This window comes from Solihabitans fulvus (assembly GCF_008386585.1).
In the GTDB taxonomy this organism is placed as follows: domain Bacteria; phylum Actinomycetota; class Actinomycetes; order Mycobacteriales; family Pseudonocardiaceae; genus Solihabitans; species Solihabitans fulvus.
This window is the reverse complement of sequence record NZ_VUOB01000056.1, coordinates 46,874-71,328: the sequence shown is the minus strand read 5'-3', so window position 1 is coordinate 71,328 and position 24,455 is coordinate 46,874. Positions and strand designations below refer to the sequence as shown.

Annotated in this window: 25 protein-coding genes; 12 read left to right on the top strand and 13 right to left on the bottom strand. The window is 71.8% G+C overall.

Annotation, left to right across the window (positions count from 1 at the left end; genetic code table 11):
• Positions 1–78: 78 nt before the first annotated feature.
• The 4 genes from F0L68_RS28455 to F0L68_RS28440 all read right to left on the bottom strand — a co-directional run bounded on the left by F0L68_RS28455 (position 79) and on the right by F0L68_RS28440 (position 3,174).
• A complete protein-coding gene (locus F0L68_RS28455; protein ID WP_149852898.1) occupies positions 79–738 on the bottom strand; it encodes a hypothetical protein in 660 nt (219 codons plus the stop codon).
• A 156-nt stretch (positions 739–894) separates the two neighbouring features.
• Positions 895–2,079 (bottom strand): non-hydrolyzing UDP-N-acetylglucosamine 2-epimerase, encoded by a 1,185-nt coding sequence (wecB, locus tag F0L68_RS28450; RefSeq protein WP_149852897.1) that lies wholly within the window; start codon positions 2,077–2,079, stop codon positions 895–897.
• Between the two features lie 70 nt (positions 2,080–2,149).
• Positions 2,150–2,338, bottom strand: a complete 189-nt coding sequence (locus tag F0L68_RS28445) for an LAXTG motif-containing small protein (RefSeq protein WP_149852896.1) — start codon at positions 2,336–2,338, stop codon at positions 2,150–2,152.
• A 17-nt stretch (positions 2,339–2,355) separates the two neighbouring features.
• On the bottom strand, positions 2,356–3,174 hold the full coding sequence (locus F0L68_RS28440) for a choice-of-anchor protein CoaP (RefSeq protein ID WP_306463201.1): 819 nt from the start codon (positions 3,172–3,174) through the stop codon (positions 2,356–2,358).
• A 397-nt stretch (positions 3,175–3,571) separates the two neighbouring features.
• On the opposite strand from F0L68_RS28440, the gene xrtP reads away from it, so the two are divergent.
• The 3 genes from xrtP (at position 3,572) to F0L68_RS28425 (ending at position 6,207) form a co-directional block, all read left to right on the top strand.
• Positions 3,572–4,078, top strand: coding sequence for an exosortase P (xrtP, locus tag F0L68_RS28435; protein WP_438672327.1), 507 nt, complete (start codon positions 3,572–3,574; stop codon positions 4,076–4,078).
• Positions 4,075–5,460, top strand: coding sequence for an XrtP-associated glycosyltransferase (locus F0L68_RS28430; RefSeq protein ID WP_188316884.1), 1,386 nt, complete (start codon positions 4,075–4,077; stop codon positions 5,458–5,460). The genes xrtP and F0L68_RS28430 overlap by 4 nt, the downstream gene beginning before the upstream one ends.
• A 186-nt stretch (positions 5,461–5,646) precedes the next feature.
• Positions 5,647–6,207 carry a biotin transporter BioY gene (locus F0L68_RS28425; protein WP_438672326.1) on the top strand — a complete coding sequence of 187 codons (561 nt, stop codon included), beginning with the start codon at positions 5,647–5,649 and terminating at the stop codon, positions 6,205–6,207.
• Positions 6,208–6,283: 76 nt separating this feature from the next.
• Here the strand turns inward: F0L68_RS28425 and F0L68_RS28420 are convergent, their stop codons facing one another.
• Positions 6,284–6,652, bottom strand: coding sequence for a BlaI/MecI/CopY family transcriptional regulator (locus F0L68_RS28420; protein ID WP_223199209.1), 369 nt, complete (start codon positions 6,650–6,652; stop codon positions 6,284–6,286).
• 213 nt (positions 6,653–6,865) lie between these two features.
• Here F0L68_RS28420 and F0L68_RS28415 point away from each other — a divergent pair, with 213 nt between their 5' ends.
• The gene (locus F0L68_RS28415; protein ID WP_223199208.1) at positions 6,866–8,035 is read left to right on the top strand and encodes an MGDG synthase family glycosyltransferase; all 1,170 of its coding nucleotides are present in this window, start codon (positions 6,866–6,868) and stop codon (positions 8,033–8,035) included.
• 17 nt (positions 8,036–8,052) lie between these two features.
• Entirely contained in the window at positions 8,053–8,763 is a 711-nt protein-coding gene (locus tag F0L68_RS28410; protein WP_223199207.1) for a polysaccharide deacetylase family protein, read from the top strand.
• Between the two features lie 87 nt (positions 8,764–8,850).
• On the opposite strand, the gene F0L68_RS28405 is transcribed toward F0L68_RS28410, so the two are convergent.
• Complete coding sequence (locus tag F0L68_RS28405; RefSeq protein ID WP_149852891.1) at positions 8,851–9,783, bottom strand: M56 family metallopeptidase; 933 nt, start codon at positions 9,781–9,783, stop codon at positions 8,851–8,853.
• A gap of 3 nt (positions 9,784–9,786) precedes the next feature.
• Positions 9,787–10,182 carry a BlaI/MecI/CopY family transcriptional regulator gene (locus tag F0L68_RS28400; RefSeq protein ID WP_223199206.1) on the bottom strand — a complete coding sequence of 132 codons (396 nt, stop codon included), beginning with the start codon at positions 10,180–10,182 and terminating at the stop codon, positions 9,787–9,789.
• A gap of 71 nt (positions 10,183–10,253) precedes the next feature.
• Here F0L68_RS28400 and F0L68_RS28395 point away from each other — a divergent pair, with 71 nt between their 5' ends.
• The 5 genes from F0L68_RS28395 (at position 10,254) to F0L68_RS28370 (ending at position 15,889) form a co-directional block, all read left to right on the top strand.
• Complete coding sequence (locus F0L68_RS28395) at positions 10,254–10,874, top strand: phosphatase PAP2 family protein (RefSeq protein ID WP_149852890.1); 621 nt, start codon at positions 10,254–10,256, stop codon at positions 10,872–10,874.
• Between the two features lie 125 nt (positions 10,875–10,999).
• Entirely contained in the window at positions 11,000–12,001 is a 1,002-nt protein-coding gene (gene galE / locus F0L68_RS28390; protein WP_149852889.1) for a UDP-glucose 4-epimerase GalE, read from the top strand.
• A gap of 134 nt (positions 12,002–12,135) precedes the next feature.
• Positions 12,136–14,187, top strand: a complete 2,052-nt coding sequence (locus F0L68_RS28380) for an ATP-dependent DNA helicase (protein ID WP_497857351.1) — start codon at positions 12,136–12,138, stop codon at positions 14,185–14,187.
• A gap of 140 nt (positions 14,188–14,327) precedes the next feature.
• A complete protein-coding gene (locus F0L68_RS28375; RefSeq protein ID WP_149852907.1) occupies positions 14,328–14,735 on the top strand; it encodes a YciI family protein in 408 nt (135 codons plus the stop codon).
• Positions 14,732–15,889: an RNA polymerase sigma factor gene (locus F0L68_RS28370; RefSeq protein ID WP_223199205.1), complete on the top strand. Its 1,158-nt coding sequence runs from the start codon at positions 14,732–14,734 to the stop codon at positions 15,887–15,889. The genes F0L68_RS28375 and F0L68_RS28370 overlap by 4 nt, the downstream gene beginning before the upstream one ends.
• Positions 15,890–15,943: 54 nt before the next feature.
• Here F0L68_RS28370 and F0L68_RS28365 read toward each other — a convergent pair whose 3' ends face one another.
• From F0L68_RS28365 to ctaD, 3 genes are all read right to left on the bottom strand, one after another.
• On the bottom strand, positions 15,944–16,735 hold the full coding sequence (locus F0L68_RS28365; protein WP_188316883.1) for a peptidyl-tRNA hydrolase: 792 nt from the start codon (positions 16,733–16,735) through the stop codon (positions 15,944–15,946).
• A gap of 125 nt (positions 16,736–16,860) precedes the next feature.
• Positions 16,861–18,087: a phosphoserine phosphatase SerB gene (gene serB / locus F0L68_RS28360; RefSeq protein ID WP_149852887.1), complete on the bottom strand. Its 1,227-nt coding sequence runs from the start codon at positions 18,085–18,087 to the stop codon at positions 16,861–16,863.
• 116 nt (positions 18,088–18,203) lie between these two features.
• A complete protein-coding gene (ctaD, locus tag F0L68_RS28355) occupies positions 18,204–19,958 on the bottom strand; it encodes an aa3-type cytochrome oxidase subunit I (protein WP_149852886.1) in 1,755 nt (584 codons plus the stop codon).
• 233 nt (positions 19,959–20,191) lie between these two features.
• Here ctaD and F0L68_RS28350 point away from each other — a divergent pair, with 233 nt between their 5' ends.
• Positions 20,192–21,061 carry a phosphotransferase enzyme family protein gene (locus tag F0L68_RS28350; protein WP_223199204.1) on the top strand — a complete coding sequence of 290 codons (870 nt, stop codon included), beginning with the start codon at positions 20,192–20,194 and terminating at the stop codon, positions 21,059–21,061.
• A gap of 113 nt (positions 21,062–21,174) precedes the next feature.
• Here F0L68_RS28350 and F0L68_RS28345 read toward each other — a convergent pair whose 3' ends face one another.
• Positions 21,175–22,032, bottom strand: coding sequence for an NmrA family NAD(P)-binding protein (locus tag F0L68_RS28345; RefSeq protein WP_149852885.1), 858 nt, complete (start codon positions 22,030–22,032; stop codon positions 21,175–21,177).
• A gap of 67 nt (positions 22,033–22,099) precedes the next feature.
• Entirely contained in the window at positions 22,100–22,453 is a 354-nt protein-coding gene (locus F0L68_RS28340; protein ID WP_149852884.1) for a hypothetical protein, read from the bottom strand.
• Between the two features lie 161 nt (positions 22,454–22,614).
• Here F0L68_RS28340 and F0L68_RS28335 point away from each other — a divergent pair, with 161 nt between their 5' ends.
• Positions 22,615–23,268, top strand: coding sequence for a TetR/AcrR family transcriptional regulator (locus tag F0L68_RS28335; RefSeq protein ID WP_149852883.1), 654 nt, complete (start codon positions 22,615–22,617; stop codon positions 23,266–23,268).
• A gap of 39 nt (positions 23,269–23,307) precedes the next feature.
• On the opposite strand, the gene F0L68_RS28330 is transcribed toward F0L68_RS28335, so the two are convergent.
• On the bottom strand, positions 23,308–24,351 hold the full coding sequence (locus F0L68_RS28330) for a DUF2891 domain-containing protein (protein WP_223199203.1): 1,044 nt from the start codon (positions 24,349–24,351) through the stop codon (positions 23,308–23,310).
• Positions 24,352–24,455: the final 104 nt, after the last annotated feature.

Below are 24,455 nucleotides of genomic sequence, written 5' to 3'. Positions count from 1 at the left end.
ATAAGCAACGACACACTACTAGCCCGCGCGTGGAAACTCCCGTTGCCGGGCGGGAGTTTCCACGCGCGGGGATGTCGGCTACGGGGTCGGGGCGCAGGCAGTGGCGCCGATGACCAGTTCGCCGCTAATGCCGGACGCCGGCAGGAAGTGGAAGTGCATCAGGTTCAGCGCGATGCTGCCGTCGTTGGGGTCGGGCAGCATGACCTCGTTGACGGTGACGTCGGCGAGCACCGTGCCGTTGGTCTTCTTCACGTGCGCCACGTAATTGTTCGGGATCTGCTGTGGTAGCCCGCTGATCCCGGACATGCCGCTGAAGGACCAGCCGGCGTTGGTGCCGGTCTGCGTGGCGTTGCAGGTCACCGTGTAGCTGGCCAGCTTGATCCTCGGGCCGCCGGCGGACAGCAGCACGGACAGCTCGAAGTTCTTGCCCGTCGCGGTGGACCTCGTGGTGGTGACGTCGTTCTCCGGGTCGGTCACCGTCCTGGTGCAGCTGGATGTGCCGCCGCCGAAGGTGACGCCGGGTTTGACGACGGCCGCCGAGCTGTTGGTCTGCTGCCCGTCCACGTCGCACGGGGCCAGGGAGGCGACGGAGACGGGCGCCTGGGCCCCTTTGGTGAAGCTGGCGGAGCCCAGCGACGCCACCCCGTTCGGATTGGTCGCCATCGCGACCCCGCCCCCGGCGAACAGCCCCACGACGAGCGCCGCCCCGATCAGTCCGAACCTGCGGGCGCTTCGCATAGCGACTCCCTTCCTCGTGACAACGGGAGCGCAGGCAGAGAACCGGCGACTCCCCCTCACGCGAATAATCGAATGGGGAGGAATCGCCGGTAGCCGAACGGCACCACAGTCACTCTTTGGTGGAGCCGAACTACCCGTTCGAGAAAGTCGACAAAGCTACGATGCGGCGGTCAATTCGTCGACAGTCGCCCCTCGCCGCTCGACGGTGTCGCTTTTGGACGGTCCGACCAGGCGTTCCAGCGCCGCGCACACCCGGCCGGCCGCCGAGCCGTCGCCGAAGGGGTTGCGGCCCGGCGGCAGCCGGAGCCAGGAACCGAGCACCCAGCCGGCCTCGGCCAGGATGCGGTTGCTGTCCGTGCCGACCAGCCAGGCGCAGCCGGCCTCCACGGCGGGCATCCGCTCGGTCGCGTCCCGCAGCACCAGGACCGGCACGCCGAACGTCGGCGCCTCCTCCTGGATGCCGCCGGAGTCGGTCAGCACCAGCGCTGCCCTGCGCAGCACCCGCACGAGATCGGGGTAGCCGAGCGGCTCGGTGACCACGATCCTCGGGTGGCCGGCGAGCGCGGCCGACACCTGGTCGCGCACCGAGGGATTCGGGTGCGCCGGCAGCAGCACTCGGATGTCGGGGTGCCGGTCCACCATCGAGCGTACGGCCGCCAGCACGCGGTCCAGCGGCTCGCCCCAGGACTCCCTGCGGTGCACGGTGACCAGCACGAGCCTGCCCTCGGTCGCGTCGAGGTCGCGCTCCAACGCGGCCAGCGCGGGGTTGCGCGCGGTCAGCTCGACGTCGGCGATCCGCTCGACCGCGTCGACGACTGTGTTGCCGGTGACCACGATCTCGCGCTCCGGCACCCGTTCGGCGCGCAGCGCCGCCGCGGCCTCCTCGGTCGGCGCGAGGTGCAGCGCGGCGATCCGCGACACCATCTGCCGGTTGCCCTCCTCGGGGAACGGCGCGGCGAGGTCGCCGGTGCGCAACCCGGCTTCGAGGTGCGCCACCGGGATGCGTCGCCAGAACGCGGCGAGCGCGCCGGCCAGCGTCGTGTCCGTGTCGCCCTGCACGAGGACGGCGGCGGGCTCTCGCCTGCCGAGGACACTTTCGAAGGCCGGCAGCAGGCTCGCCATCAGCTCGGCCTGGCTCCCGGTCGGACGCGGGGTGTCCAGCGTGATGTCGGGGGCGAGGCCGAACGCGTCGAGCGCCTGTTCGACCGCGCCGGCGTGCTGTCCGCTGTGCACGATCACGGGACGAAGCACGGGATGGCCGGCGAGGGCCACCGCGACCGGGGCGATCTTCACCGCCTCCGCGCGAGTGCCGGCTACCAGCAGGATTTCCTTGCTCACCATGCTCCTCTCGGAAGTGCCCGGTGGGTCCGGTTTCCGCCGAACTGTCCACAGTGGACCCACCGGGCCCGCTCTACCGTCGTTCTGTGTGCGCCTCCGCGGCGACCGCGCGTCGCCTACGGCTCGCCGCGTGCAGCAGGAACGCGCCGACCACGAGGAGGACCAGCCCTGCGGCCAGCCACCACACGAGGTCGGCGCCGGTCATCGCCAGGGCGCCGACACCGCTACCGACGGCGACCCCGCTTCCCGGAACCCGATACATCCGCGCGCCCTCGCCGCTCAGTCCGCTTCCGCCGCGAGCGCCGAAGCAGGCCGGCGGCGGCGGTTGATGACGACGGCGGCCGGCGCGGCGGCAATGCCGAGCAGGCCGAGGCCGAGCCACAGCCCGGCGCCCGAGGCCATCGGGATGGGCAGGCCGGCCGGACCGCAGGTGGCCGAGGACAGGATGACGTCGCCGGAGCCGATCGAGCCGAGCACGCCGCCGAGCAGGGTCACGTGCACGGCGTTGACGGTGAGGCTGCCGTCGGCGTTGTGGATCTGCTCGTTGAACACGATCCTGGCGACGTCCACGCCGAGCGCCGAGACCTGGATCGTGGTGTTCGCCGCCGGCGTGGCGTCGACGCTGCCAAGCGAGCCGAGGTCGACGCCGACGAGCTTCGTCGAGCCGGCGACACCCTGTTGCGTCGCATGGCATTCCGCCTCGATCAGCTGCGCGCCCACTGTGTTGTTGCCGACCCCCTGACGAGTACCCGCCCCCTCCGCGCCGAGCGCGCCGAGCACGGTGAGCCTGACGTCCGCCGTGCTGGCCTTCGACTGCACCGCGCCGGTCTGGTCGTCCCGCGACGCCGACGCGTTGAGCACGCCGGTGTCGAGGATGCCGGGCAGGTGCACGGTGGCCAGGCTGTTCGCCGTCGGCCCGTCCGCCTTCGCCTCGGCGAAGGGTCCCGCCGTGACGGCCGGCTGGCCGAGCAGCGTGACCTGGATCTTCGCGGCGTAGGCCGAGGCGTCCCCCGGGGCGGCCGACGCCGGAGAGGCGCCGACCAGCAGCGCCGCGACGGCGGCCAGTCCGACCAGCCCGCCGCGACGCGTGATTCGCATCCGCATGTAGTTCCTCCGATTCGGTCACGGGCCGCACCTATCGCGGCCCGCGAGCCTCCTATCGGCACTCATCCGGATTGCCTAACCACTACTACCCGTTACGGCCTATCGGCTCCACCCGATTCGCCCAACCGGTGCTACGTACTGTGCAAAAACGGTCCGAAATGACTTCACGTTCCCACCCGATCCGGGAGTCCAGCGCGACGTTCCGTTGACCGATGTTTCTCGTGATAGCCCGTCTGGGCGTCCTGATTAACACGATCCAGCAGGTTCGTCGGTTGCCCGCCGCTTACGTCGAACGCGAGACCCGCGCGGTCCGCTCCAGTCAGGGAAGGGGTTTCGGGTGACGACAGCCGGTCCCTCGGATCCAGCACGTCCACCACGTCGGAGTGACCTGATCACCCGGTTGCCGGCCGCGCTGCCGCTGGCCGTCGCGGTCGGGCTCGTGCTCGCCCACCGGGCCTACCGCACCGCCGAGGTCACCCTGGCTGGCGAGCTGCTGCGGCTGGTCAGCCGGGACGGCGTGTACGTCGCCGCCGAACGGCAGACCGTCTACTTCGGACTCGGCTCCGGCACGCCACTCGGACTGCGGATGACCCCGGAGTGCACCTCGGCGTTCCTGGTGCTGCCGCTGCTGGTGGTCGGCGCGGCGATGATCGCGCTGCGGCCAAGGATCGGCCGGCGGGTGGTCGGCGCGCTCGTCGTCGCCGCGCTGACGGTGATCGCGGTCAACCAGTTCAGGGTGCTCACCCTCGTCGGGCTGGTGCACTGGCTCGGCGTCGACGACGGCTACTACTGGGGCCACACCCTGCTCGGCTCGATGGTCAGCGTCTTCGGCGGGGCTGCGGCGCTGGTGCTGTTCGTCTGGCTGTCCACCCGCCGCGCGAAGGCGGAACGAGCATGACCGACGGCGTGCTGTCAGTCATGCTCGGCTTCACGCAGGCGCTCGCGCTCACCATGAGCGTGGCCTTCGTGACCTACGTCGGCCTGATCGTGCTCCCCTACCTGCGGCACCGGCCGGCTCCGGTCGGCAACGCGACGTCGCTGGAGTGGCACTTCCTGGTGCCCTGCCGCGACGAAGTGGCCGTCATCGGCGACACCGTCCGCTACCTGCGCGGCCACTTCCCCACCGCGCACGTGTGGATCATCGACGACGACTCCGACGACGGCACCGCCGACGTGGTGAAGGCGTTGCGCCACACCGGGAACGGCGCGGACCGGCAGCTACACCTGGTGCGCAGGAAACGGCCGCACGCGCGCACCGGCAAGGGCGACGCGCTCAACGACGCCTACCGGGCGCTGAAGCTGTGGATGGGCCGGCACGCCGACGCGAACCGCGCCGTCGTCGTGGTGGTCGACGCGGACGGCAGGCCCGCGCCCAACTGCCTTGAGGTGTGCGCGGCGACGCAGCTGTTCGGCAACCCGAGGATCGGCGCGGTGCAGGTGGACGTGCGGATGGTGAACCGGGGCGTGCGCCAGCAGGGCGTCGGCGGGCTGCGCAGGCGGTTCGGCGCGGCGCTGGTGCGCATGCAGGACCTGGAGTTCCGCACGGCCATCGCGGCGATCCAGCTGTCCCGAGGGGCGACCGGGACGATCTCGATGGGCGGCAACGGGCAGTTCACCAGGCTGTCCGCGCTCGACTCGATCGCGGGCCCGGCGGGCGCGCCGTGGCGCGGCTCGCTGCTGGAGGACTTCGAGCTCGGCGTGCACCTGCTGACCGCAGGCTGGCACACGGGGTTCACCGTGGACACGCACGTCGAACAGGAGGCGCTGTACAGCCTGCGGCGGTTCCTGGCCCAGCGCACCAGGTGGGGGCAGGGCACCATGCAGTGCGCCAGGTACCTGCGCCGGATCTGGGACTCCCCGCACCTGTCCACGCTCGGGGCCGCCGAGATGCTGTACTACCTGGCCCAGCCGTGGATGCAGCTGCTCGGCACGCTGATCTACCCGATCCCGTTCCTGCTGCTGGCGGTCAGGGCCGTGCACGAGCCGCAGGTGGTGCTCGACTGGTTCACCGGCGGCGCGTGGGTGCTGTTCGCCGTGTACGGCTCGTTCGGCCTGCTGCCGTTCGTGCTGTGGGGGCCGGTCTACCGGGCCCGCTGCGAACCCGGCATCGGGCTGTGGCGGTCGCTCGGCTACGGGCTGGTGTACGCGGTGTACATCTACACCTTCTATGTCACGTCGTGGCGCGCGCTGACCCGGCTGGTGCGCGGCCGCAACGGCTGGACCAAGACCCGCCGCAACACCGAACGGGCCGGCGCGGGCCGCGTCGCGCTCGACCACTGACCGCTGCCCTGCCCGCCCGTCCGTGCACCCGCCCCGCCGGTCCCCGCACCCGGCCCGGCGGCCTGTCCACCCACAGAGACGATCGCCACTTTTGTCGGTGAACGACAAGGACGGGACGGCAGTTGTCCGGTTAGCCTCCAGGAAGTTGTGTTGGAACTCCAGGAGGTCCCCGTGTCCGTGCTCGCCATGTCCGGCCGCCGCGCCGTGCTCGCCGATCTCGTCCCTGGCGCGCTGGTGCGCGACATCGCCCTGATCGCCGGGGGCGCCGGTCTCACCGGCCTGGCCGCGCAGGTCGCGCTGCCGGTGCCGGGCAGCCCCGTGCCGATCACCGGCCAGACCTTTGCCGCGCTGCTGGTCGGCGCCGCGCTCGGGTGGAAGCGCGGCTCGCTGTCGATGGCGCTGTACCTGTTCGCCGGCATGGCCGGCCTGCCGTGGTTCCAGGGTGGGGCGTCCGGCCTGCCTGCCTCGCTCGGCTACGTCATCGGCTTCGTGTTCGCAGGCGCCCTCGTCGGCGCGCTGGCCGGCAGGGGCGGCGACCGCACTGTGCTGCGCACGGTGGCCACGATGATCGCCGGCAACGTGGTGATCTACGCGGTCGGCCTCACCTACCTGATGGCGGTCACCGGGTTCGGCTTCGCCACGGCGCTGGACAAGGGCCTGCTGCCGTTCCTGCTCGGCGACGCGCTGAAGATCGCGCTGGCCGCAGGCCTGCTGCCCGGCGCGTGGGCGCTGGTCAACCGCCGCTGACCCACCCGCACCATGCCTTGAAGGGACCCTTCACGACGCTGGATGTCGTGAAGGGTCCCTTCATGACATGCGTGGTTTACGGGTCGAGCCTGCCAAGCATGGTCCGTAGGGCGCGCTCGTCGGCCTTGCTGAGCGAGCCGACGAAGCTCTGGAGCACCGCCTCGTGGTTCAGCCCGTGCGCGAGCTGCTCGTGCATGCGCGCGGCCGCCAGGTCCTCGGGGTTCTTCATCGCGCGGTAGGCGTGCGCCCGGCCCGCGCTCGACCGTTCGACGAGGTTCTTGTCGTGCAGCCGCACCAGGATGGTCTGCACGGTGTTGTAGGCGAGCCGCTGGTCGAGCGCCTCGCGCACCTCGCCGGCGGTCAGTGCCCGACCGGCCGTCCACAGCGCCGCGAGCACCTCGGTCTCCAACTCGCCGGATGCCCGCCGTGTTCTTCCATCGGCCAACGGAAACCTCCCCGCAGTGTGTTGACACCAGAGTGCCACCGCTGGCGTGGTGGCTGTGTCGGCCGGATCCCGACCACCGTGTTGAGTGTCGAGATCCATCACCCGCTAACCTACATCGTGTAGGAGTAAGTTTCCCGTCGTGCCGACAGGCTTCAGGTCGGCGTGATGGAAATCGACAGGACCCGGTGCACGATGACGGCGGAGGGCAGCGGAGTGAGAGGTCGCATCGCGATCGTGTCCGCGAGTGTCGGGGCCGGCCACGACGGCGCGGCGCGGGAGCTGGCGGAACGACTCGAGGCCGAGGGCTACGAGGTGCAGCGCCACGACTTCCTCGACCTGCTGCCGGGGTGGCTCGGCCGGGCGCTCCCACGGGCCTACGAGAAGCAGCTCAGCGCTGTGCCGTGGACCTGGGACTGGCTGCTCGGCTTCCTTCAGCTGTTTCCGCTGGCGGCGAGGGCCGTGACCGGGATGTTCGCCTTCGCGGCCCGCCGCTCCTGGGGCGTGCTGCCCGCCGACGTGCAGTGCGTCGTGTCGACGTACCCGCTGGCCAGCCACGCGCTCGGCAGGCTCAAGCGCAAGGGCAGGCTCGACGCGCCGATCGTCACCTACCTCACCGACATGTCCGTGCACCGCCTGTGGGTGGCCAAGGACGCCGAGGTGCACCTCGCCCTGCACCCCGTCGCCGCCGAGCAGGCGGAACGGCTCAACGCGCGCAACGTCACCATCGTCGCGCCCGCCGTCGGCCCGGTGTTCCGGCCGGCGCGCAACGAGGCCGAGCGCGTCGCCGCCCGCAGGAAGTTCGGGCTGCCCGAGATCGGCCGCTACGCCCTGGTCGTCGCAGGCTCCTGGGGTGCCGGCGAGGTCGAGGAGGCCGCGCGGGAGATCGCGCTCAGCGGCGGCGTGATGCCGGTGGTGGTCTGCGGCCGCAACGAGGCCCTTCGCCAGCGCGTCGAGCGCGCCAAGGTCGGCATCGCCTTCGGCTGGATCGACGACATGCCCACGCTGATGCGCGCCTGCGACGTGGTGGTGCAGAACGCCGGCGGGCTCAGCTCGCTGGAGGCGTTCGCCACCGACCTGCCCGTGCTCAGCTACCGCTGCCTGCCGGGGCACGGCCGCACCAACGCGAAGGCCCTCGACCGCGCCGGGCTCGCGCCGTGGATCCACACCCAGGGGCAGCTGGAGGTCGCGCTCGCGCGGCTCACCCGCGACCACCAGGACAGCACGGCCGAACTGTTCTCGGCGCAGGATCCCTCGACCGTGATCAGCGACCTGGCCAAGCACACCGAGTCCGGCCGGTCGGGCTCCGCGCCGGGCACCCGCTCGCGCGCCGCCGCGTGGACCGCCCGCCGCCAGTGGGTCGGCAGGAACCGCGCCGCCTCGTGAGCCTGCACCGTTCCGTCGTGAACCGCCTCGTCGGCGGCGGGCTCGGCCTGCTCCTCGCGCACGCCGCCCCGGCGCTGACCGGGATCCAGCCGCTCGAGTCGGTTCGCCGGCGGCTGCTGCCGGGCCTCTCCGGAGTCGGCGATCCAGGGCACGTGGCGCTGACCTTCGACGACGGCCCCGACCCCGTGTCGACGCCGAAGTTCCTGCGGGTGCTGGACAAGCATCGCGTCAGGGCCACGTTCTTCCTGCTGGGTCAGGAACTCGTGCGCTCGCCCGGTCTCGGACGTGAGCTGGTCGACGCGGGCCACCAGGTCGCGGTGCACGGCTGGCGGCACCGTTGCCTGGCGTTCCGCGGCCCGCGCGCGACCTACGACGACCTGACCAGGGCGAGGGACCTCGTCGCGGAGGTCACCGGCCAGGCGCCGCAGTGGTACCGGCCGCCCTATGGCGTGCTGACCAGCTCGGCGCTGTTCGCGGCGCGCCGGCTGGCCATGACGCCGGTCCTGTGGACCAGCTGGGGCCAGGACTGGACCGCCACAGCCACGCCGGACTCGGTGTTCCGGACCGTCACGAAGAACCTGGCGGGCGGCGGCACGATCCTGCTGCACGACTCCGACTGCACCTCCGCGCCGCAGGCCTGGCGTTCCTCGCTCGGCGCCCTGCCGAGGCTGCTGGACGAGTGCGCCGAGCGGGGCCTGCGGGTCGGCCCGCTGCGTGACCACTACTGAGTACTGAGTACTGAGCCCCGACCCGATCGAATCGCGGCTTCGGCCGCCAGCGTCCGGTTCCGGTTCTGGTTGCAGTTGCGGTTCTGGCTAGTTGCTGGCCATCTCCAGAATGGTGTGCAGGTCGCGCGCCGCGTCCAGTGCCGAACCGGCCACGGTGGCGGCGGCCGCGAGCACGATCAGGCCGGTGATCCACGCCCGCAGCATCGGGATCCGGCCCTCGGGCGGCGGGGTGAGCAGCGCGGCGACCCTGCGCGGCACCGGGCCCGCCGTCGCGGCCATCAGCACCGCGCTGTGCCAGGCGCGGCCGGCCGGCTGCCTGGACACCAGGGCGGCCTTGCCGACGGCCTTGGCCGCGAGGTGCCGGCTGCCGACTCCCTCGGCGGCGGACTCGTCGGCCCAGCGCTCGACGCTGTAGCGGACGGTCGACCGCAGCGGCCGGAGCAGCGGGTTGAGCGCGGCGGCGAAGTCGACCACCGCGACGAACAGGTAGTGGTGATTGGCCAGGTGCGCCCGCTCGTGCGCGAGCAGCACGCGCCGCTCGTAGGGGTCCAGCGTGGCCAGCATGCCCCGCGACACGACGATCCGCCCCGGCCGCCCAGGCAGCGCGTAGGCGACGGGCTCGCCGTGCGGCAGCACCAGCAGCTCCGAACCGGACCGGCAGCGGCTGGCCTGGTGGAACGCCTCCGAGATCGCCCTCGTCCTGCGGTAGACGAGCCCGCCGGCCGACGCGACTAGCAGCACCAGCAGCACGCCGGCGACGGTGTCCAGTCCTGGCAGGCCCGCGTCGGTCTCCCGGACCGTCGTCGCGGACCAGCGGCCGACGGACGCGACCGCGGGCACCTGCGCCGCCCCGGCGAGGGCCAGCAGCGTCAGCGACACCACGCTGCCGACCGAGAGGATCACCGACGACAGGGTCAGCAGCCAGGTGGCCAGCTTCGGGTGCCACCACGCGGCGGCGTAGTGCACGGCCGGCACGGTCAGCAGCGGCATCAACAACGGCAGGAAGACGGCCTCGTCCACGGTTCAGCTCCCGCCGGCGTGCTCGTCGAGCAGGGCGCGCAGCAGCCGCTCGTCGGCGAGGGACAGGTCGGACACGAAGCGGGTCAGCACCGTGCTGCGGTCTCGCTCGGCGTCGAGCAGCTGCCGCATCCGGCGCGCCGCGAGGCCGGCCTCGTCCTCGATCGGCGCGTACGCGTAGGCGCGCCCCTGCCTGCTCCGGCCCAGCAGGCCCTTGGCGTGCAGCCGGAAGAGAATGGTGACGACGGTGCTGTAGGCCAGCTCGTCGCCCAGCTTGACCTGCACCTCACCTGGCGTCAGGGGGCGGTGGGCGGCCCACAGGGCGGCAAGGACCTCGGCCTCCAGCTCGCCGCGGGCCCGCCGCGGTGGAGCGCCCGCAGGCTCGGAACGGCTCGCACGCACTCGATCAATCTACAGTAGTGTAGAAGTACTACATAGTTGTAAAAGTTGACCGAACTCGACGCCGGGACGACATGACCTTCTTCGACGACAGCTGGTACACCGCGATCACCCGGTTCGCCAGCGACACGCCCTGGTTGCAGGGGCCCATGACGGCCTTCACCAACTACGGCGTCGTGCTCTTCGCCGCGCTGATGCTGGCCGCCGCGTGGACGGCCCGGCGCGGCAGCACCGCCACGATGACCATGGCGCTGGCCGCGCCGGTCGGCTTCGTGCTCGCCTACGGCGTCAGCAACGTGGTGAAGCTGGTGATCACCGAGCCGCGCCCCTGCCAGGCGATGCACGTGACCACCGTGCTGCCCTGCGATCCGCCTGCCGACTACTCGTTCCCGAGCAACCACGCCGCCCTCGCCGGCGCCGCGGCGATCGGCGTGCTGCTGGTGCACCGCTGGCTCGGCGCGGTGGCGGTCGTCGCGGCCGTGGTGATGGCGTACAGCCGCGTCTTCGTCGGCGCGCACTACCCGCACGACGCGCTGGCCGGGCTGGTCATCGGCGCCGTCGTCGGGTGGCTGACGTGCGTGACCGCCCGGCGAATGTTGACCTCGCAGGTCGACCGGCTACGGTCGGGCCCGTTGCGCTCGCTGCTGGTGGCCTCCGATGTGGAGGGGCGGACACCCCGCCGTTCACCTCGGTGAGGTAGGAATCTGCGCCTACGCTGGTAGGAGAAGAGGTGGGTCGTGGTGGCACGAGCGCGACGCCAGGACATGGCGAGCGGCGGCGTGACCGTCCGTTTCGCTCCGGTCATCAGGAACGGACGAGCATGACCTGGTTGGTCACCGGCGGAGCCGGGTACATCGGCGCGCACACGGTGCGGCGGCTGTCCGACGCGGGACACCGCGTCGTGGTGCTGGACGACCTGTCCACCGGCCTCGCCGCGCGGCTGCCTTCTGGTGTGCCGCTGATCGTCGGCTCGATGCGCGACAGCGCGCTGGTCGCCAGCGCACTGTCGGAGTACCAGGTGGACGGCGTCGTGCACCTGGCCGCGCGGAAGTCCGCTGTGGAGTCGGTCGAGCAGCCGCAGCGCTACCACGAGGCCAACGTCGGCGGCCTCGCGTCGGTGTTGGACGCGATGGCCGCGACCGGGGTGAAGCGGATCGTCTTCGCCTCGTCGGCCGCGGTGTACGGCAGCCCGACGGTCCCGCTCGTCACCGAGACGACCGCGACCGAGGCGCTCAACCCGTACGGACGGACCAAGATGGACGGTGAGCGCCTGCTCGTCGACCGGGGCGGCGACCTGAGCTGGATCGTGCTGCGGTACTTCAACGCGGCCGGCACCGACGACCCCGCGCTGGTCGACCACGGGCGGACCAACCTGCTGCCGCACGTGTTCCAGGCGCTGGCGCAGGGCACGCCCGTCATGGTCAACGGCGACGACTACACCACCCGCGACGGCACCGGGGTGCGCGACTACGTGCACCCCGCCGACCTCGCCTCGGCGAACCTGGCGGCCGTGTCCCGGCTGATGGCCGGGCCGACCACCGGCGTCTACAACGTCGGCGGCGGCCGGGGCCACTCGGTGCTGGAGGTGCTGGCCGCGATCGAGGCGGTCAGCGGACGGCCGGTCCCCTACGTCGTCGGCGCGCGAAGGCCGGGCGATCCGGCCGAGGTGGTGGCGAGCGTGGCGAAGATCCGCAGCGAGCTGGACTGGGCGCCGGAACACGGCCTGGACAGCATCATCGCGTCCGAGTGGCAGGCCCGCCTCGCCGACCTGACCGCGGCCGGGCTGCCCCCGGCGCGACTGCACCAGGAGCTGCGGCGGTAGGCGCCGCGGCACCGCGCGGCATGGCCGTTCCCGGTTCACATCGCGGGCCCCCGGACCTCGCCGCCGTGGAACTCCACCGACGGATACTCGTGGACGTCGAAACCCGTGTCGGGGGCAGCGGGTAACGTTCTCGCGTGCCCCCCGCCACCTCCTCGGTTTCCACGGTGCCCGACGTCCGCAGCCTGCTCGCCGCCGCCGTGGCGGCCGTCGGCGGAGCTGAGCGGGCCGGCCAGGTGGACATGGCCGAGGCGGTCGAGCGGTCCATCCGCACGGGCGAGCATCTGGCCGTGCAGGCCGGCACCGGCACCGGGAAGTCCCTGGCGTACCTGGTCCCCGCGTTGCGGCACGCCGTCGTCGCGGACACCACCGTGGTGATCTCGACGGCCACCATTGCGCTGCAACGCCAGCTCGTCGACCGCGACCTGCCCCGGCTCGCCAAGGCGCTCAAGACGGAGCTGGGCAGGGAGCCGAAGTTCGCGATCCTCAAGGGCCGCCGCAACTACCTGTGCATGCATCGCGTGCACACCGGCGCGCCCGACGAGCCGGACGAGGCCACGCTGTTCGACCCGTTCGCGATCTCCGCGCTCGGCCGGCAGGTCACCCGACTCAACGAGTGGTCCTCGGAGACCGAGACCGGGGACCGCGACGAGCTGGTGCCCGGGGTCACCGACCAGGCGTGGCGGCAGGTTTCGGTCACCGCCAAGGAATGTCTCGGCGTGAGCAAGTGCCCGGTCGGCACGGACTGCTTCGCCGAGAAGGCCCGCGCCGAGGCCGGCAGGGCCGACGTCGTCGTCACCAACCACGCGATGCTGGCGATCGACGCGTTGGAGGGCTACCAGGTGCTGCCCGACCACGACGTCGTGGTGATCGACGAGGCGCACGACCTGGTCGACCGGGTGACCTCGGTGGCCACCGAGGAACTGAGCGCCGCCGGGATCTCCGTCGCGGCCCGGCGCTGCGGCAGGCTGATCGACCAGGACGTCGCGGACCGGATGGCCGAGGCGAGCGACGGCATCAGCCTGGTGCTGGACGAGCTGCCGACGGGCCGGCTCGACGAGCTGCCGCGCCCGCTGTCCGGGGCGTTGGCCGCCACCAGGGACGCGGCGCACGCGTGCATCACCGCGCTCGGCCCGGAGCGCAAGGAGGACCCGGACGGCGCGACCGCGCGCAAGCTGGCGATGTCGCAGCTCAACGAGGTGCACGACACGGCGGTGCGGCTGCTGGACGCGTTCTCCGAGGACACCGCGAACCGCAGGGACGTCGTGTGGATCACCAGCGACTTCGCGGACCGGGGCAGGCCACCCACGCTGATGGTTGCGCCACTCGGCGTCGGCGGCCTGCTCAGGGAACGGCTGTTCGGGCAGCGCACCACGGTGCTCACCTCGGCGACGCTGACTCTCGGCGGCACCTTCGACACGCTGGCCCGCCAGTGGGGACTGCCGGCGGCCGCGCCCGCGCAGAAGGCGGAGGGCACCGCGACCGACAAGGAGCCGCCGTCCGACAGCTCGGCGCCGAAGTGGTCCAGCCTGGACGTCGGCTCGCCGTTCGAGCACGGCCGCAGCGGAATCCTCTATCTGGCAAAGCATCTGCCGCCGCCGGGGCGGGACGGCCTCAATCCGTCCTATGTGGACGAACTTGAGGAACTGGTGAACGCGGCGGGCGGGCGGACGCTCGGGCTGTTCTCCTCGATGCGCGCGGCGAAGCAGGCCAGCGAGGCGCTGCGGCAGCGCGTGACGTATCCCGTGCTGTGCCAGGGCGACGACTCGACCTCGTTGCTGGTGCAGAAGTTCGCGGACGACCCGAGGTCGTGCCTGTTCGGCACGTTGTCGCTGTGGCAGGGGGTGGACGTGCCGGGCTCGTCGCTGCAACTTGTCGTGATGGACCGGATCCCGTTCCCCCGCCCCGACGACCCGCTCGCGTCGGCGCGGCAACGGGCCGTGGAAGCACGCGGCGGCAACGGTTTCCTCACCGTCGCCGCCACGCACGCGGCCCTGCTGCTCGCCCAGGGCGCCGGCCGGTTGCTGCGCTCGCTGAGCGACAAGGGCGTGGTCGCCATCCTCGACTCGCGGCTGGCCACCGCGCGGTACGGCGGCTTCCTGCGCGCCTCACTGCCGCCGTTCTGGACCACCTCGAACCCCGACGTCGTGCGGGCCGCACTCAAGCGCCTGGACGAGTCGGCGACCTAGGCCGGTAACCGGAGGGGACACTCCGGCTCGTTCACGGGAGCAGAAAAAAAATCGGCAGGCGATGTCGAGAACCCGTGACCGGCTCCGTCCCAGCGGTGAACGTGACCACAATGGGTCGCACCAGCACCAGGGAGACCACGATGGCCAAGTACCTCCTGCTCAAGCACTACCGCGGCGCGCCGGCCTCGGTCAACAACGCGCCCATGGACCAGTGGACGCCGGAGGAGATCTCGGCTCACATGCAGTACATGCGCGACTTCGCGACCCGGCTGGAGGGGACCGGCGAGTTCGTCGACGGTCAGGCGCTCGCTCCCGAGGGGACGTTCGTCCGGTACGACGGCGAGGGGCGCCCGCCGCTCACCGACGGCCCCTTCGCCGAGACCAAGGACCTCATCGCCGGCTGGATGGTGATCGACGTCGACAGCTACGAGCGCGCCGTCGAGCTGGCCGGGGAGCTGTCTGCCGCCCCGGGGGCCGGCGGGAAGCCGATCCACGAGTGGCTCGAGCTGCGCCCGTTCCTGTGTGCGCCACTCACCATCACCGAATGACTCACCCGCTGAACGAGGCCCTGCTCCGGAGCCTCACGCCCAACGTGCTCGGGATCCTCGTCCGCCGCGGAGCCACCTTCGCGGCGGCCGAGGATGCCGTGCAGGACGCGCTGGTCGAGGCGGTCCGCGTCTGGCCGGCCGACCCGCCGCGGGATCCGAAGGGCTGGCTGGTCACCGTGGCCTGGAACCGGTTCCTCGACGCGACCAGGGCCGACACGGCCCGCCGTCGGCGGGAGGACCGCCTCGACGAGGAACCGGCGCCGGGGCCCTCAGCCACGGTGGACGACACGCTCCAGCTCTACTTCCTGTGCGCCCATCCGTCGCTGACGCCGTCGTCCGCGGTCGCGCTCACGCTGCGCGCCGTCGGCGGGCTGACCACCCGCCAGATCGCCCAGGCCTACCTGGTGCCGGAGGCGACCATGGCGCAGCGCATCAGCCGCGCCAAGCGCGCCGTCTCCGGTGTGCGGTTCGACCAGCCCGGCGACGTCGCCACCGTGCTGCGCGTCCTCTACCTGGTCTTCAACGAGGGTTACTCGGGCGACGTCGACCTCGCCGCCGAGTCGATCCGGCTCACCCGGCAGCTCGCGACCGCGATCGACCACCCCGAGGTGGCGGGGCTGCTCGCCCTCATGCTGCTGCACCACGCCCGGCGCGCCAGCCGGACCGCGCCGGACGGCAGCCTGGTGCCACTCGCCGAGCAGGACCGCGGCCGGTGGGACACCGCGTTGATCGCCGAGGGCGTCGCGATCCTTCAGGCGGCCCTCGCCCGCGACCGGCTTGGCGAGTTCCAGGCCCAGGCCGCCATCGCGGCACTGCACGCCGACGCGCCGACCGCCGAGGAGACCGACTGGGTGCAGATCGTCGAGTGGTACGACGAGCTCGCTGGCCTGACCGACAGCCCCGTCGTCCGGCTCAACCGCGCCGTGGCCGTCGGCGAGGCCGACGGACCGCGCGCCGGGCTGGCCGCGCTCGCGGCGCTGACGGACTCACTGCCCCGCCACGCCGCGGTGGCGGCCTACCTCCACGAACGCGACGGTGACCTGGCGACGGCGGCCCGGCTGTACGCCGAGGCGGCCCACAAGGCGCCCGACCTCGCCGAGCGTGACTACCTGACGCGCCAGGCCGCCCGGCTCAACGCCCGCCTGAGCCGCTGACGGGGTCACTGAATGGGGTCGCTGACGGGGTCGCGCCCAGATTTCCGGTCCGGGTTAGGGCCACTGGGCCAGGACGGTGACCGTGCCGGGGTCGACTTCCGTGAAACCCGCGTCCCGGACGGCGACCACTCGGCGGTCCTGCCACGCGGCGGCCGGGTCCTGGCCCGGGTGTAGAGCGTCCCAGGTCGCCTTGTCCGGGGTGCGCACCGCGCAGCGGAACTCCTCGGTCGCCCACTTCGCCAGGGCGTCCTCGTTCGCGGAAGCGCGGAGCGCGGCGGCCAACAGCATGGTGGCGTGGCCGACCTGTGCGGCGGCCTTGCCCGCCGTCATCGGCACAACGGGGTTCAGCAGCAGCACCGGCACGCCCGGCGGCACCGGGCCCGGCTCGTCCTCCGGCAGTTCGCTGCCGGAGATCTGGAGCCGGGACAGCTCTCGCGGCGAGTCCACGACTCGGCCGGGCACCAGGGCCCGCGCCTCCGCGTCGCCGACCCGGACCGTGACGCCGGGCAGTTCCTGCACGGCCGCCCAGTGCGCGCCCCGCGCCCGCCTGGAGACCTTCCTGATCCGGCCGGCGATCCAGGCGGTCACCTCCTCGTGCCACTCGCCGCCCGGCTCGGCGCGCGGGTCGAGGCACACCGCGAGCGCCGCGGCGGCCGCGGCCTCCAGCAGCGGGGTGCGGCCGGGCGGGTCGGCCCGCTCGACGCGCAGCACGATCGGCATGGCGCGGACCTGGTCGGGGTCCTCGTCGGACGTGTCGTGCACCAGCCCGGCCGGCAGCGTCAGCCATGAGGTGTACCTGGCGGCCAACGGGTCGAGAATCGCGCTCACCGGGTGGATCAGCTCCATACTGTCGACAGTATCGACTGGCGACGACACCAGATCGACTGGCGGCGACACCGGCAACGACGCAGGGCCTGCGGCCGGGGCGTCGAGAACGCCGGCCGCTGGCTCCGGGTCGATCGGGGCGCCGGTCACTGGCGGGTGAGTTCCAGGCCGTCGGCCGCGTCGGCGGCCTCGACCTCCGCTCTGGTCACGCCGAGCACGAACAGCACGGCGTCGAGGAACGGGTGGGACAGCGCGGTGTCGGCGACCTCGCGCAGCGCGGGTTTCGCGTTGAACGCCACCCCCAGCCCTGCGGCGGACAGCATGTCGATGTCGTTGGCACCATCGCCGACCGCGACGCACTGCGCGAGCGGGATGTGGAAGGTGTCCGCGAACCGCCGCAGGGCGGTCGCCTTGCCGGGACGGTCGACCACCTCGCCGAGCACCCGCCCGGTGAGCTTGCCGTCGACGACCTCCAGTTCGTTGGCGGCGCAGAAGTCCAGCCCCAGCTCGTCCGCGAGCCCGTCGATGACCCGCCGGAACCCGCCGGACACCACGCCGCAACGGAAGCCGAGCCGCTTGAGGGTGCGGATGGTGGTCCGCGCGCCCGAGGTGAGCTCCAGCGTCCTGGCGACCTCGTCGAGGACCTCCTCCGGCAGGCCCGCCAGGAGTTCGACGCGCCGCCGCAGCGACTCGGTGAAGTCCAGTTCGCCGCGCATCGCGGCCTCGGTGATCTCGCGCACCTCCTGCTCGCAGCCGACCCTGGCCGCGAGCATCTCGATCACCTCGCCCTGGATGAGTGTGGAGTCGACGTCGAAGACCACCAGCCGCTTCGCCCTGCGGGTCAGGCCCGCGCGCTCCACGGCGACGTCCAGCCCGACCCGGACGGACACCTCGGCCAGCGCGGCGCGCAGCGCGGCGTCGTTCTCCTGCGTGTCGTCGGCGACCGAGACCCGCAGTTCCAGGCCGGTGACCGGGTAGTCCGCCACACCCCTGATCGCGTCGATGTTGACGCCGAGCGCCGCCAGCCTGCGCGCCACCTCGGTGAACGCCCGCGCGGTCACCGGCCGGCCGAGCACCACGATCACGTGGCTGGCCTCCAGCCTGGCCGTGCGCCGCGAGTCCGCCCCGATCTCCACCTCGACGTGCATCGCGACGGTGGCCATCGCCTGCTCGACGGACTCCTGGAGGCCCTCGGGGTCGTGTTCGGCGGCGACCAGCACGCCGAGCACGAGCCGGCCCCGGATGACGACCTGCTCGACGTCGAGCATCTCGACGCCGTGCCGGCTGAGCACCGCGAACAGCACCGAGGAGACCCCGGGCTTGTCGGGGCCGGTGACGGTGATGAGGACGGGTGTGGCGGGAGGCGTTGTCACGGGTGCCGGACTCCTCGGGCAGGGGCGGACAAGGAAAAAGCCCCGGTGACCGCCGCGAACGGTGGTCACCGGGGCTCGTCGTCGAGCCTGTGGTCAGCTGAGCTGACCAGGAAAGACTAGCTCTTCGTGTCCCCTGGCCTGCCGGCCTCGGTGAGCAGTTCCGATGGCGCGTCCGGCCCATCGTGGTGCTTCTTGCCGCCGGAGTGCATCTCCAGCTTCATGCGCTCGATCATGTGCGGGTAGTGCAGCTCGAAGGCCGGGCGCTCGGACCGGATCCTGGGCAGCTCGGTGAAGTTGTGCCTCGGCGGCGGGCAGGAGGTCGCCCACTCCAGCGAGTTGCCGTAACCCCACGGGTCGTCCACCTCGACGATCTCGCCGTACCGGTAACTCTTGAAGACGTTCCAGATGAACGGCAGCGTCGACGCGCCGAGGATGTAGGCGCCGATCGTGGAGATCGTGTTCAGCGTGGTGAAGCCGTCGCTCGGCAGGTAGTCCGCGTACCGACGCGGCATGCCCTCGTTGCCCAGCCAGTGCTGCACCAGGAACGTGCCGTGGAAGCCGATGAACGTCGTCCAGAAGTGGAGCTTGCCCAGCGGCTCGTCCATCATCCGGCCGGTGATCTTCGGGAACCAGAAGTAGATGCCGGCGAAGGTCGCGAACACGATCGTGCCGTAGAGCACGTAGTGGAAGTGCGCCACCACGAAGTACGTGTCCGAGACGTGGAAGTCGATGGCGGGCGCGGCAAGCAGCACGCCGGACAGGCCGCCGAAGAGGAAGGTGACGATGAAGCCGATGCTGAACAGCATCGGGGTCTCGAACGTCAGCTGTCCCTTCCACATCGTGCCGATCCAGTTGAAGAACTTGATGCCGGTCGGCACGGCGATCAGGAACGTCATGAAGGAGAAGAACGGCAGCAGCACCGCGCCGGTCGCGTACATGTGGTGCGCCCACACCGCGATCGACAGCGCCGCGATGGCCAGCGTCGCGTAGATCAGGCCCTTGTAGCCGAAGATCGGTTTCCGGCTGAACACCGGGAAGACCTCCGACACGATGCCGAAGAACGGCAAGGCGACGATGTAGACCTCCGGATGACCGAAGAACCAGAACAGGTGCTGCCAGAGGATCACACCACCGTTGGCCGGGTCGAACACGTGCGCGCCGATGTGTCGATCCGCCAGCAGGCCCAGCAGGGCCGCGGTGAGGATCGGGAACGCCATCAGCACCAGCACGCTGGTCACCAGGATGTTCCAGGTGAAGATGGGCATCCGGAACATCGTCATGCCGGGCGCGCGCAGGCAGACCACCGTGGTGATCATGTTGACCGCGCCGAGGATCGTGCCGAGACCACCGAGAATCAGGCCGGTGATCCACAGGTCGGCGCCGATGCCGGGCGAGTGAATCGCGTCAGAGAGCGGGGTGTAGGCGAACCAGCCGAAGTCGGCCGCGCCACCCGGGGTGAGGAAGCCTGACATGACGATCAGGCCGCCGAACAGGTACAGCCAGTAGGAGAAGGCGTTCAAACGCGGGAACGCCACATCCGGTGAGCCGATCTGCAACGGCAGAACGAAGTTCGCGAATCCAAACACGATCGGCGTGGCGTACAGGAGCAGCATCACTGTGCCGTGCATGGTGAACAGCTGGTTGTACTGCTCCTGCGAGAGGAACTGTAGACCTGGCTGCGCCAGCTCGGTGCGCATCAGCATGGCCATCGCGCCGCCCACCATGAAGAAGGCGAACGAGGTGACCAGGTACATGATGCCGATCTGCTTGTGGTCCGTAGTGCGGAACATCCGCAGCAGGAACGAACCCTTAACCGCCTCGCGCGCCGGGAAAGGACGCGTGGCGATCGGCTGCGGGGCTACGGCCGTCACGGTGCCTCCTGCACTGGCCTGGTGGACCTCTGGTTGATCGGGAAGCCAGCGGGCAGCCGTAGCCGCCGTGGCCTCAAAGGATCGTAGACCGCGCAGTTTCAGTCAGCTCGGTTGGGCCGAGGTGCGTCCTGTGTGGTCACGGCCACAGTGGGCCGGACGTTGCCCAGGTCACACCGCGCCGGCCGAGTGAATCTCGGGCGACGCGCGGGCCTGACCAGTGTCAGCATGCCCAGGTGATCGTCGAGAGCCGGCAGGATCGGACGGATCGGGCGACCCGCGCGGCGGTGTCGATCGCCCGCGCGCACGGGCTGCGCCCCGGCTCGCCGGTGGTCCTGGCCGACCGCGCCAACCTGCTGGTGCACCTCGGTCCCGCGCCGGTGGTGGCCAGGATCGCCACGACGACCAGCCTGATCCGGCCGACGGTGGCCGACTGGCTGGCCAGGGACCTCGCGGTGACCAGGTACCTGGCCGACCGGGGCGCGCCGGTGGTCCCGCCGACCATCGAGCTGCCGGCCGGGCCGCACGAGGTGGACGGGTTCGCGATCACGTTCACCAGCCTCGTGCCGCACGACCCGGACCTGGCGCCCGACCCAGCCGAGGTCGGCGTCCTGCTGGCGGACCTGCACGCCGAGCTGGCCGGCTACCCCGGCGAGCTGCCGACGGCCGGGCCGCTGGACGACCTTGGCCGGGCCATCGACTTCGTCGCGACCACCGGCGAGGTCGAGCGGGACGATCTGGCCGCCCTGCGGGCCGACCTGGCCGGCCTCCGCGACCGCTGGCGCGAGGCCGGGCCGGCGCAACCCCTGCACGGCGACGCGCACCCCGGCAACCTGCTGCACACCCCGGCTGGCCCGCTCTGGCACGACTTCGAGGACACCTGGCACGGCCCGATCGCCTGGGACCTGGCCTGCCTGGCCACGGCGTCGAGGCTGGACGGACCGGCCGCCGTCGCCGCCTACCCGACCGCGCCGCCTGCCGAGGAGCTGGCGCTGGGCGTGCGCACCAGGGCCCTGTTCGCGGTGGCCTGGCGGTTCGTCCTCGCGTCCCGGTATCCCGAGGAGCTGCCGACGGCCCGCGCGACGCTGCGCGACTGGCTCGGCTGAGGCGCTGCGGGGCAGGGACGGGGCGGGCTCAGCTGAACTCAGGGCTCAGCTGAACTCAGGGCTCAGCTGAACTCAGGGCTCAGCTGAACTCAGGGCTCGGCCGAACTCAGGGCTCAGCCGAACAGGGTGGCGAGCCGGCCCTTGCCGTCGGTGGCCAGCCAGGTGTCGAAGGTGGTCAGGGCGGGGTGCGCGGCGCCCAGCGCGGCGAGATCGGTCGTGTAGTACTCCCGGTTGACCCACTCGAACACCGTTGCCGCGCCTGGGCTGTGCTCCCGGAGGACGTCCATCGGCACCTGCGCGTACGGGATGTCGCGGCCGGCGGCCCGGCTCAGCGCGGCGGCGATCTCCCCAGGCGTCAGGGCGTCCCCGGCGATCTCCACGGCCCGGCCGAGGTAGTCCGTCGGCGAGCCGAACGCGAGGGCGGCGAACGCGCCGATGTCCCGGACCGCGATGAGCTGGAACCGCACGCCGGGGTCGACGGCGGTGGCGAACCTGCCGGTGTGCAGCCCGAAACGCTGGCTGACGACGTCCTCCATGAACCCGGCTGGGCGCAGGATCGTCGCGGGGACGCCGATGGCGCGGATGTGCTCCTCGATCTCCCACTTGGCGAGCGCGCGCACCCGCGACTGCCGTTCCGCGCCCCCGGTGGACATGTAGACGAGGTGCGCGACCCCGGCGGCGGCCGCCGCGTCCGCGACGGCGCGGCCCCGGCGGGCCTCGTGCTCGTCGGCGGGTTGCACGCTGTAGACGCCGTGCGCGCCGCGCATCGCGGCGTCCACCGAGGCGCGGTCGTCGAGGTTCCCGACGGCGAGTTGGGCCCCGGCGGCGGCGAGCGCCACGGCGGCGGGCGCGGCCGGTTCGCGGACCAGCGCCCGCACCTGCCAGCCGTCGGCGAGCAGCGCGGCGGCGGCCGCGCCGCCCTGCTGCCCGGTCGCGCCGGTCACGAGAATCGTCCTGTCCGTCTGACGCATCGCTGTCTCCTTGGCTGGTCGGGTCGGGCTGGTGGTCGTGGTGGGGTTGGCCTGCTGGTGGGGGTGATCAGCCATCGCTGCCGCTGACCTTGAAGGACTTGGGCAGGCCGCTGGCCTTGGCGATGGCGGCGACGCCCTCCTGCGGGGTCAGCAGCCGGGTGATCCGGATCGGCCCGTGCTGGCCGCGCTGGATGTAGCGGAGGCTGCACGCGACGGCGTCCACCGTGTCGGGCAGGTCGACGACGAACACCAGCTCGCAGGACTCGGCGGACAGCCAGAGGCCCTGCATGGTGCCGCCGATCGCCGCGAAGCCGGCGGCCATGGCCTGCGGGTCGCTGAGCGGGTGTGGGTCCATCTCGCCTTCGAGGATGGCCTTCCAGGCGTAGGGCGGCAGGGCCTCGTGCATCAGGTAGGTCGCCATGGCCGGGTCTCCGTTTCTGCGGTCGTGCCGCGTCTTCCGTGCTTTCGTACTTTGTACCGTACAAAGCACGGTTCGGCAATGCCGCTGCTCAGCGCCCCAATGGCGTCGTCCGGTACTTTGTACGGTCAGAGGCGGGGCGAGCAGCGTGAGGAGCGGCCCGGATGGCGAAACGGACACCGCGCGGGTCGGTCACCCGCGAGGCGGTGATGGACGCCGCCCTCGCGGTCGCCGACCGGGACGGCTACGAGGCCGTGACGATCCGGGCGCTCGCCGCCGAGGTCGGCGTGCCGCCGATGACCCTGTACACGCACTTCGCGGACAAGGCCGCGCTCCGCGAGGGCATGCGCGAGCGCGCGTTCGAACAGGTCGTCACCGCCACCGCCGAGGGCAGCTGGCAGGAGGCGCTTGAGGAGTTCGCCGGCAACTGCCGCGCGGTGCTGCGCGCGCACCCGAACTGGGTTCCGCTGCTCGCCGCGCAGACCGGCGCGCCGTCGGCGGCCACGCTGCGACTCTTCGAGCGCGTGTTCGACAAGATGATCGCGGACGGACTCCCGCCGGCGCAGACGGTCTACGCGGTCACCGCCGTGCTCAGTTTCGCCTCGGGCTGCATGCTGTTCGAGGGCCTGATGGTCGGCGCGGGGACCGCCCCGCTGCCCACCGCACGGCTCGACCTGGTGCGGCGACTGCACTCCCCCGACCAGCACCCCGGCGTCGCCGCCGCGACCGCCGCCGTCGACGACTTCAGCTTCGACGCGGTTTTCGAGCTCGGCGTCCGGTCGCTCGTCGAGGGCATCGAGAAGCTTCGCGGTTCCTGAGCGAGCTAGCGGGCCTATGAACCGGCCGCGAGGACGCGCTCAGCTCAGCAGCAGCACGGCGTAGCAGGCCAGCCAGTGCTCGACCATGTAGTCGTCACCCGCGACGTGCGGCAGCGCCGCGTCGGCGTGCGTCCTGGCCGCGTCCAGCGCCACCGCGACGCGGGGATCACCGGCCGGCAGCTCCTGCGCGATCCGGCGCCACGCCCAGGCACGGCTCGCGTTGAGCCCGTGCAGGTGCGCGATGTGCCCGTCGCTGGCGTCGGACACGACGGCAGGCTCGAACAGCGCGGCGGGCCGGCGATCCACGATCCCCGGCAGGAACTCGCCGAGCCAGTCCCCGAAGCGCCCCTTCGGCAGCAGGTGCGCCATCAGCTCGGCCTCGACCAGGGCGGGCGACAGGAAGTCCGCGCCGGACGGCTCCCACCCACCCGGGTAGTCCGTGTCGTCGCCGTACCAGCGATGCGCCGCCGCCGTGATCGCGTCCAGCAGCTCGCTGTCCCCCGCCCGCGCCCGCTCAGTCGCGAACGGCCACGCGCGGGACAGGCCGAACGCGCTGTTGGAGTGGATGCCGTAGCGCGTCGGATAGGTCGCCTTCGGTAGCCAGTCGAGGAAGTTCCTGGTCACCGACTCCGCGAGCGGCGCGAGGTTGGCGGCCCAGCGGCGGCCGTCCTCGTCGTCCCAGCCCGCCGTCTCGTGCGCGAGCGCCAGCGCCCAACCCCAGCCGTAGGGCCGCTGCCGGCCCCGGTAGCCGGGCTGGGCGATGAACAGGGCCTCCGTGCGCAGGTTCTCCTCGGTGAGGCGCCCGTTGAGGACGTCGCGGATCTCCTGCTGGGGCACGACTTCGCCAGCGACCCGCAACAGCCGGACCAGCATCCAGTGCATCTCGACGCACGAGTGCCAGTCGAAGCTGCCGAAGAACGCCGGCGTGCGCTCCCTCGGCCGACCCGGCACGTCGTCCGGCCCTGTCATCAGGTGGTGCGTGTCGTTCGGGAACTCCTGCGCCGTCGTGGCGAGGGCGACCTCGGCGTAGCCTGCCGCGTTCGCGCGCAGCAGCTGGTCCCACTCGTCGGCGATGTGCACCACTGAGAACTCCTCGGTTGTCTGGATGAGGGCAGTCCACCAGCTCAGCAGGTGCAGACGCCCGGATCAACTCGATTAGCGTCCGGTGGCGCCGGCAGACCTGCACA

Coding starts and splice junctions, on each gene's coding strand:
- galE (WP_149852889.1), top strand. CDS start 11,000: ATGACCTGGTTGGTCACCGGCGGAGCCGGGTACATCGGCGCGCACACG.
- F0L68_RS28445 (WP_149852896.1), bottom strand. CDS start 2,338: ATGTATCGGGTTCCGGGAAGCGGGGTCGCCGTCGGTAGCGGTGTCGGC.
- F0L68_RS28340 (WP_149852884.1), bottom strand. CDS start 22,453: ATGGCGACCTACCTGATGCACGAGGCCCTGCCGCCCTACGCCTGGAAG.
- F0L68_RS28440 (WP_306463201.1), bottom strand. CDS start 3,174: ATGCGAATCACGCGTCGCGGCGGGCTGGTCGGACTGGCCGCCGTCGCG.
- F0L68_RS28395 (WP_149852890.1), top strand. CDS start 10,254: ATGACCTTCTTCGACGACAGCTGGTACACCGCGATCACCCGGTTCGCC.
- F0L68_RS28365 (WP_188316883.1), bottom strand. CDS start 16,735: ATGGAGCTGATCCACCCGGTGAGCGCGATTCTCGACCCGTTGGCCGCC.
- wecB (WP_149852897.1), bottom strand. CDS start 2,079: ATGGTGAGCAAGGAAATCCTGCTGGTAGCCGGCACTCGCGCGGAGGCG.
- F0L68_RS28370 (WP_223199205.1), top strand. CDS start 14,732: ATGACTCACCCGCTGAACGAGGCCCTGCTCCGGAGCCTCACGCCCAAC.
- F0L68_RS28335 (WP_149852883.1), top strand. CDS start 22,615: ATGGCGAAACGGACACCGCGCGGGTCGGTCACCCGCGAGGCGGTGATG.
- F0L68_RS28375 (WP_149852907.1), top strand. CDS start 14,328: ATGGCCAAGTACCTCCTGCTCAAGCACTACCGCGGCGCGCCGGCCTCG.
- F0L68_RS28345 (WP_149852885.1), bottom strand. CDS start 22,032: ATGCGTCAGACGGACAGGACGATTCTCGTGACCGGCGCGACCGGGCAG.
- F0L68_RS28455 (WP_149852898.1), bottom strand. CDS start 738: ATGCGAAGCGCCCGCAGGTTCGGACTGATCGGGGCGGCGCTCGTCGTG.
- F0L68_RS28430 (WP_188316884.1), top strand. CDS start 4,075: ATGACCGACGGCGTGCTGTCAGTCATGCTCGGCTTCACGCAGGCGCTC.
- F0L68_RS28425 (WP_438672326.1), top strand. CDS start 5,647: ATGTCCGGCCGCCGCGCCGTGCTCGCCGATCTCGTCCCTGGCGCGCTG.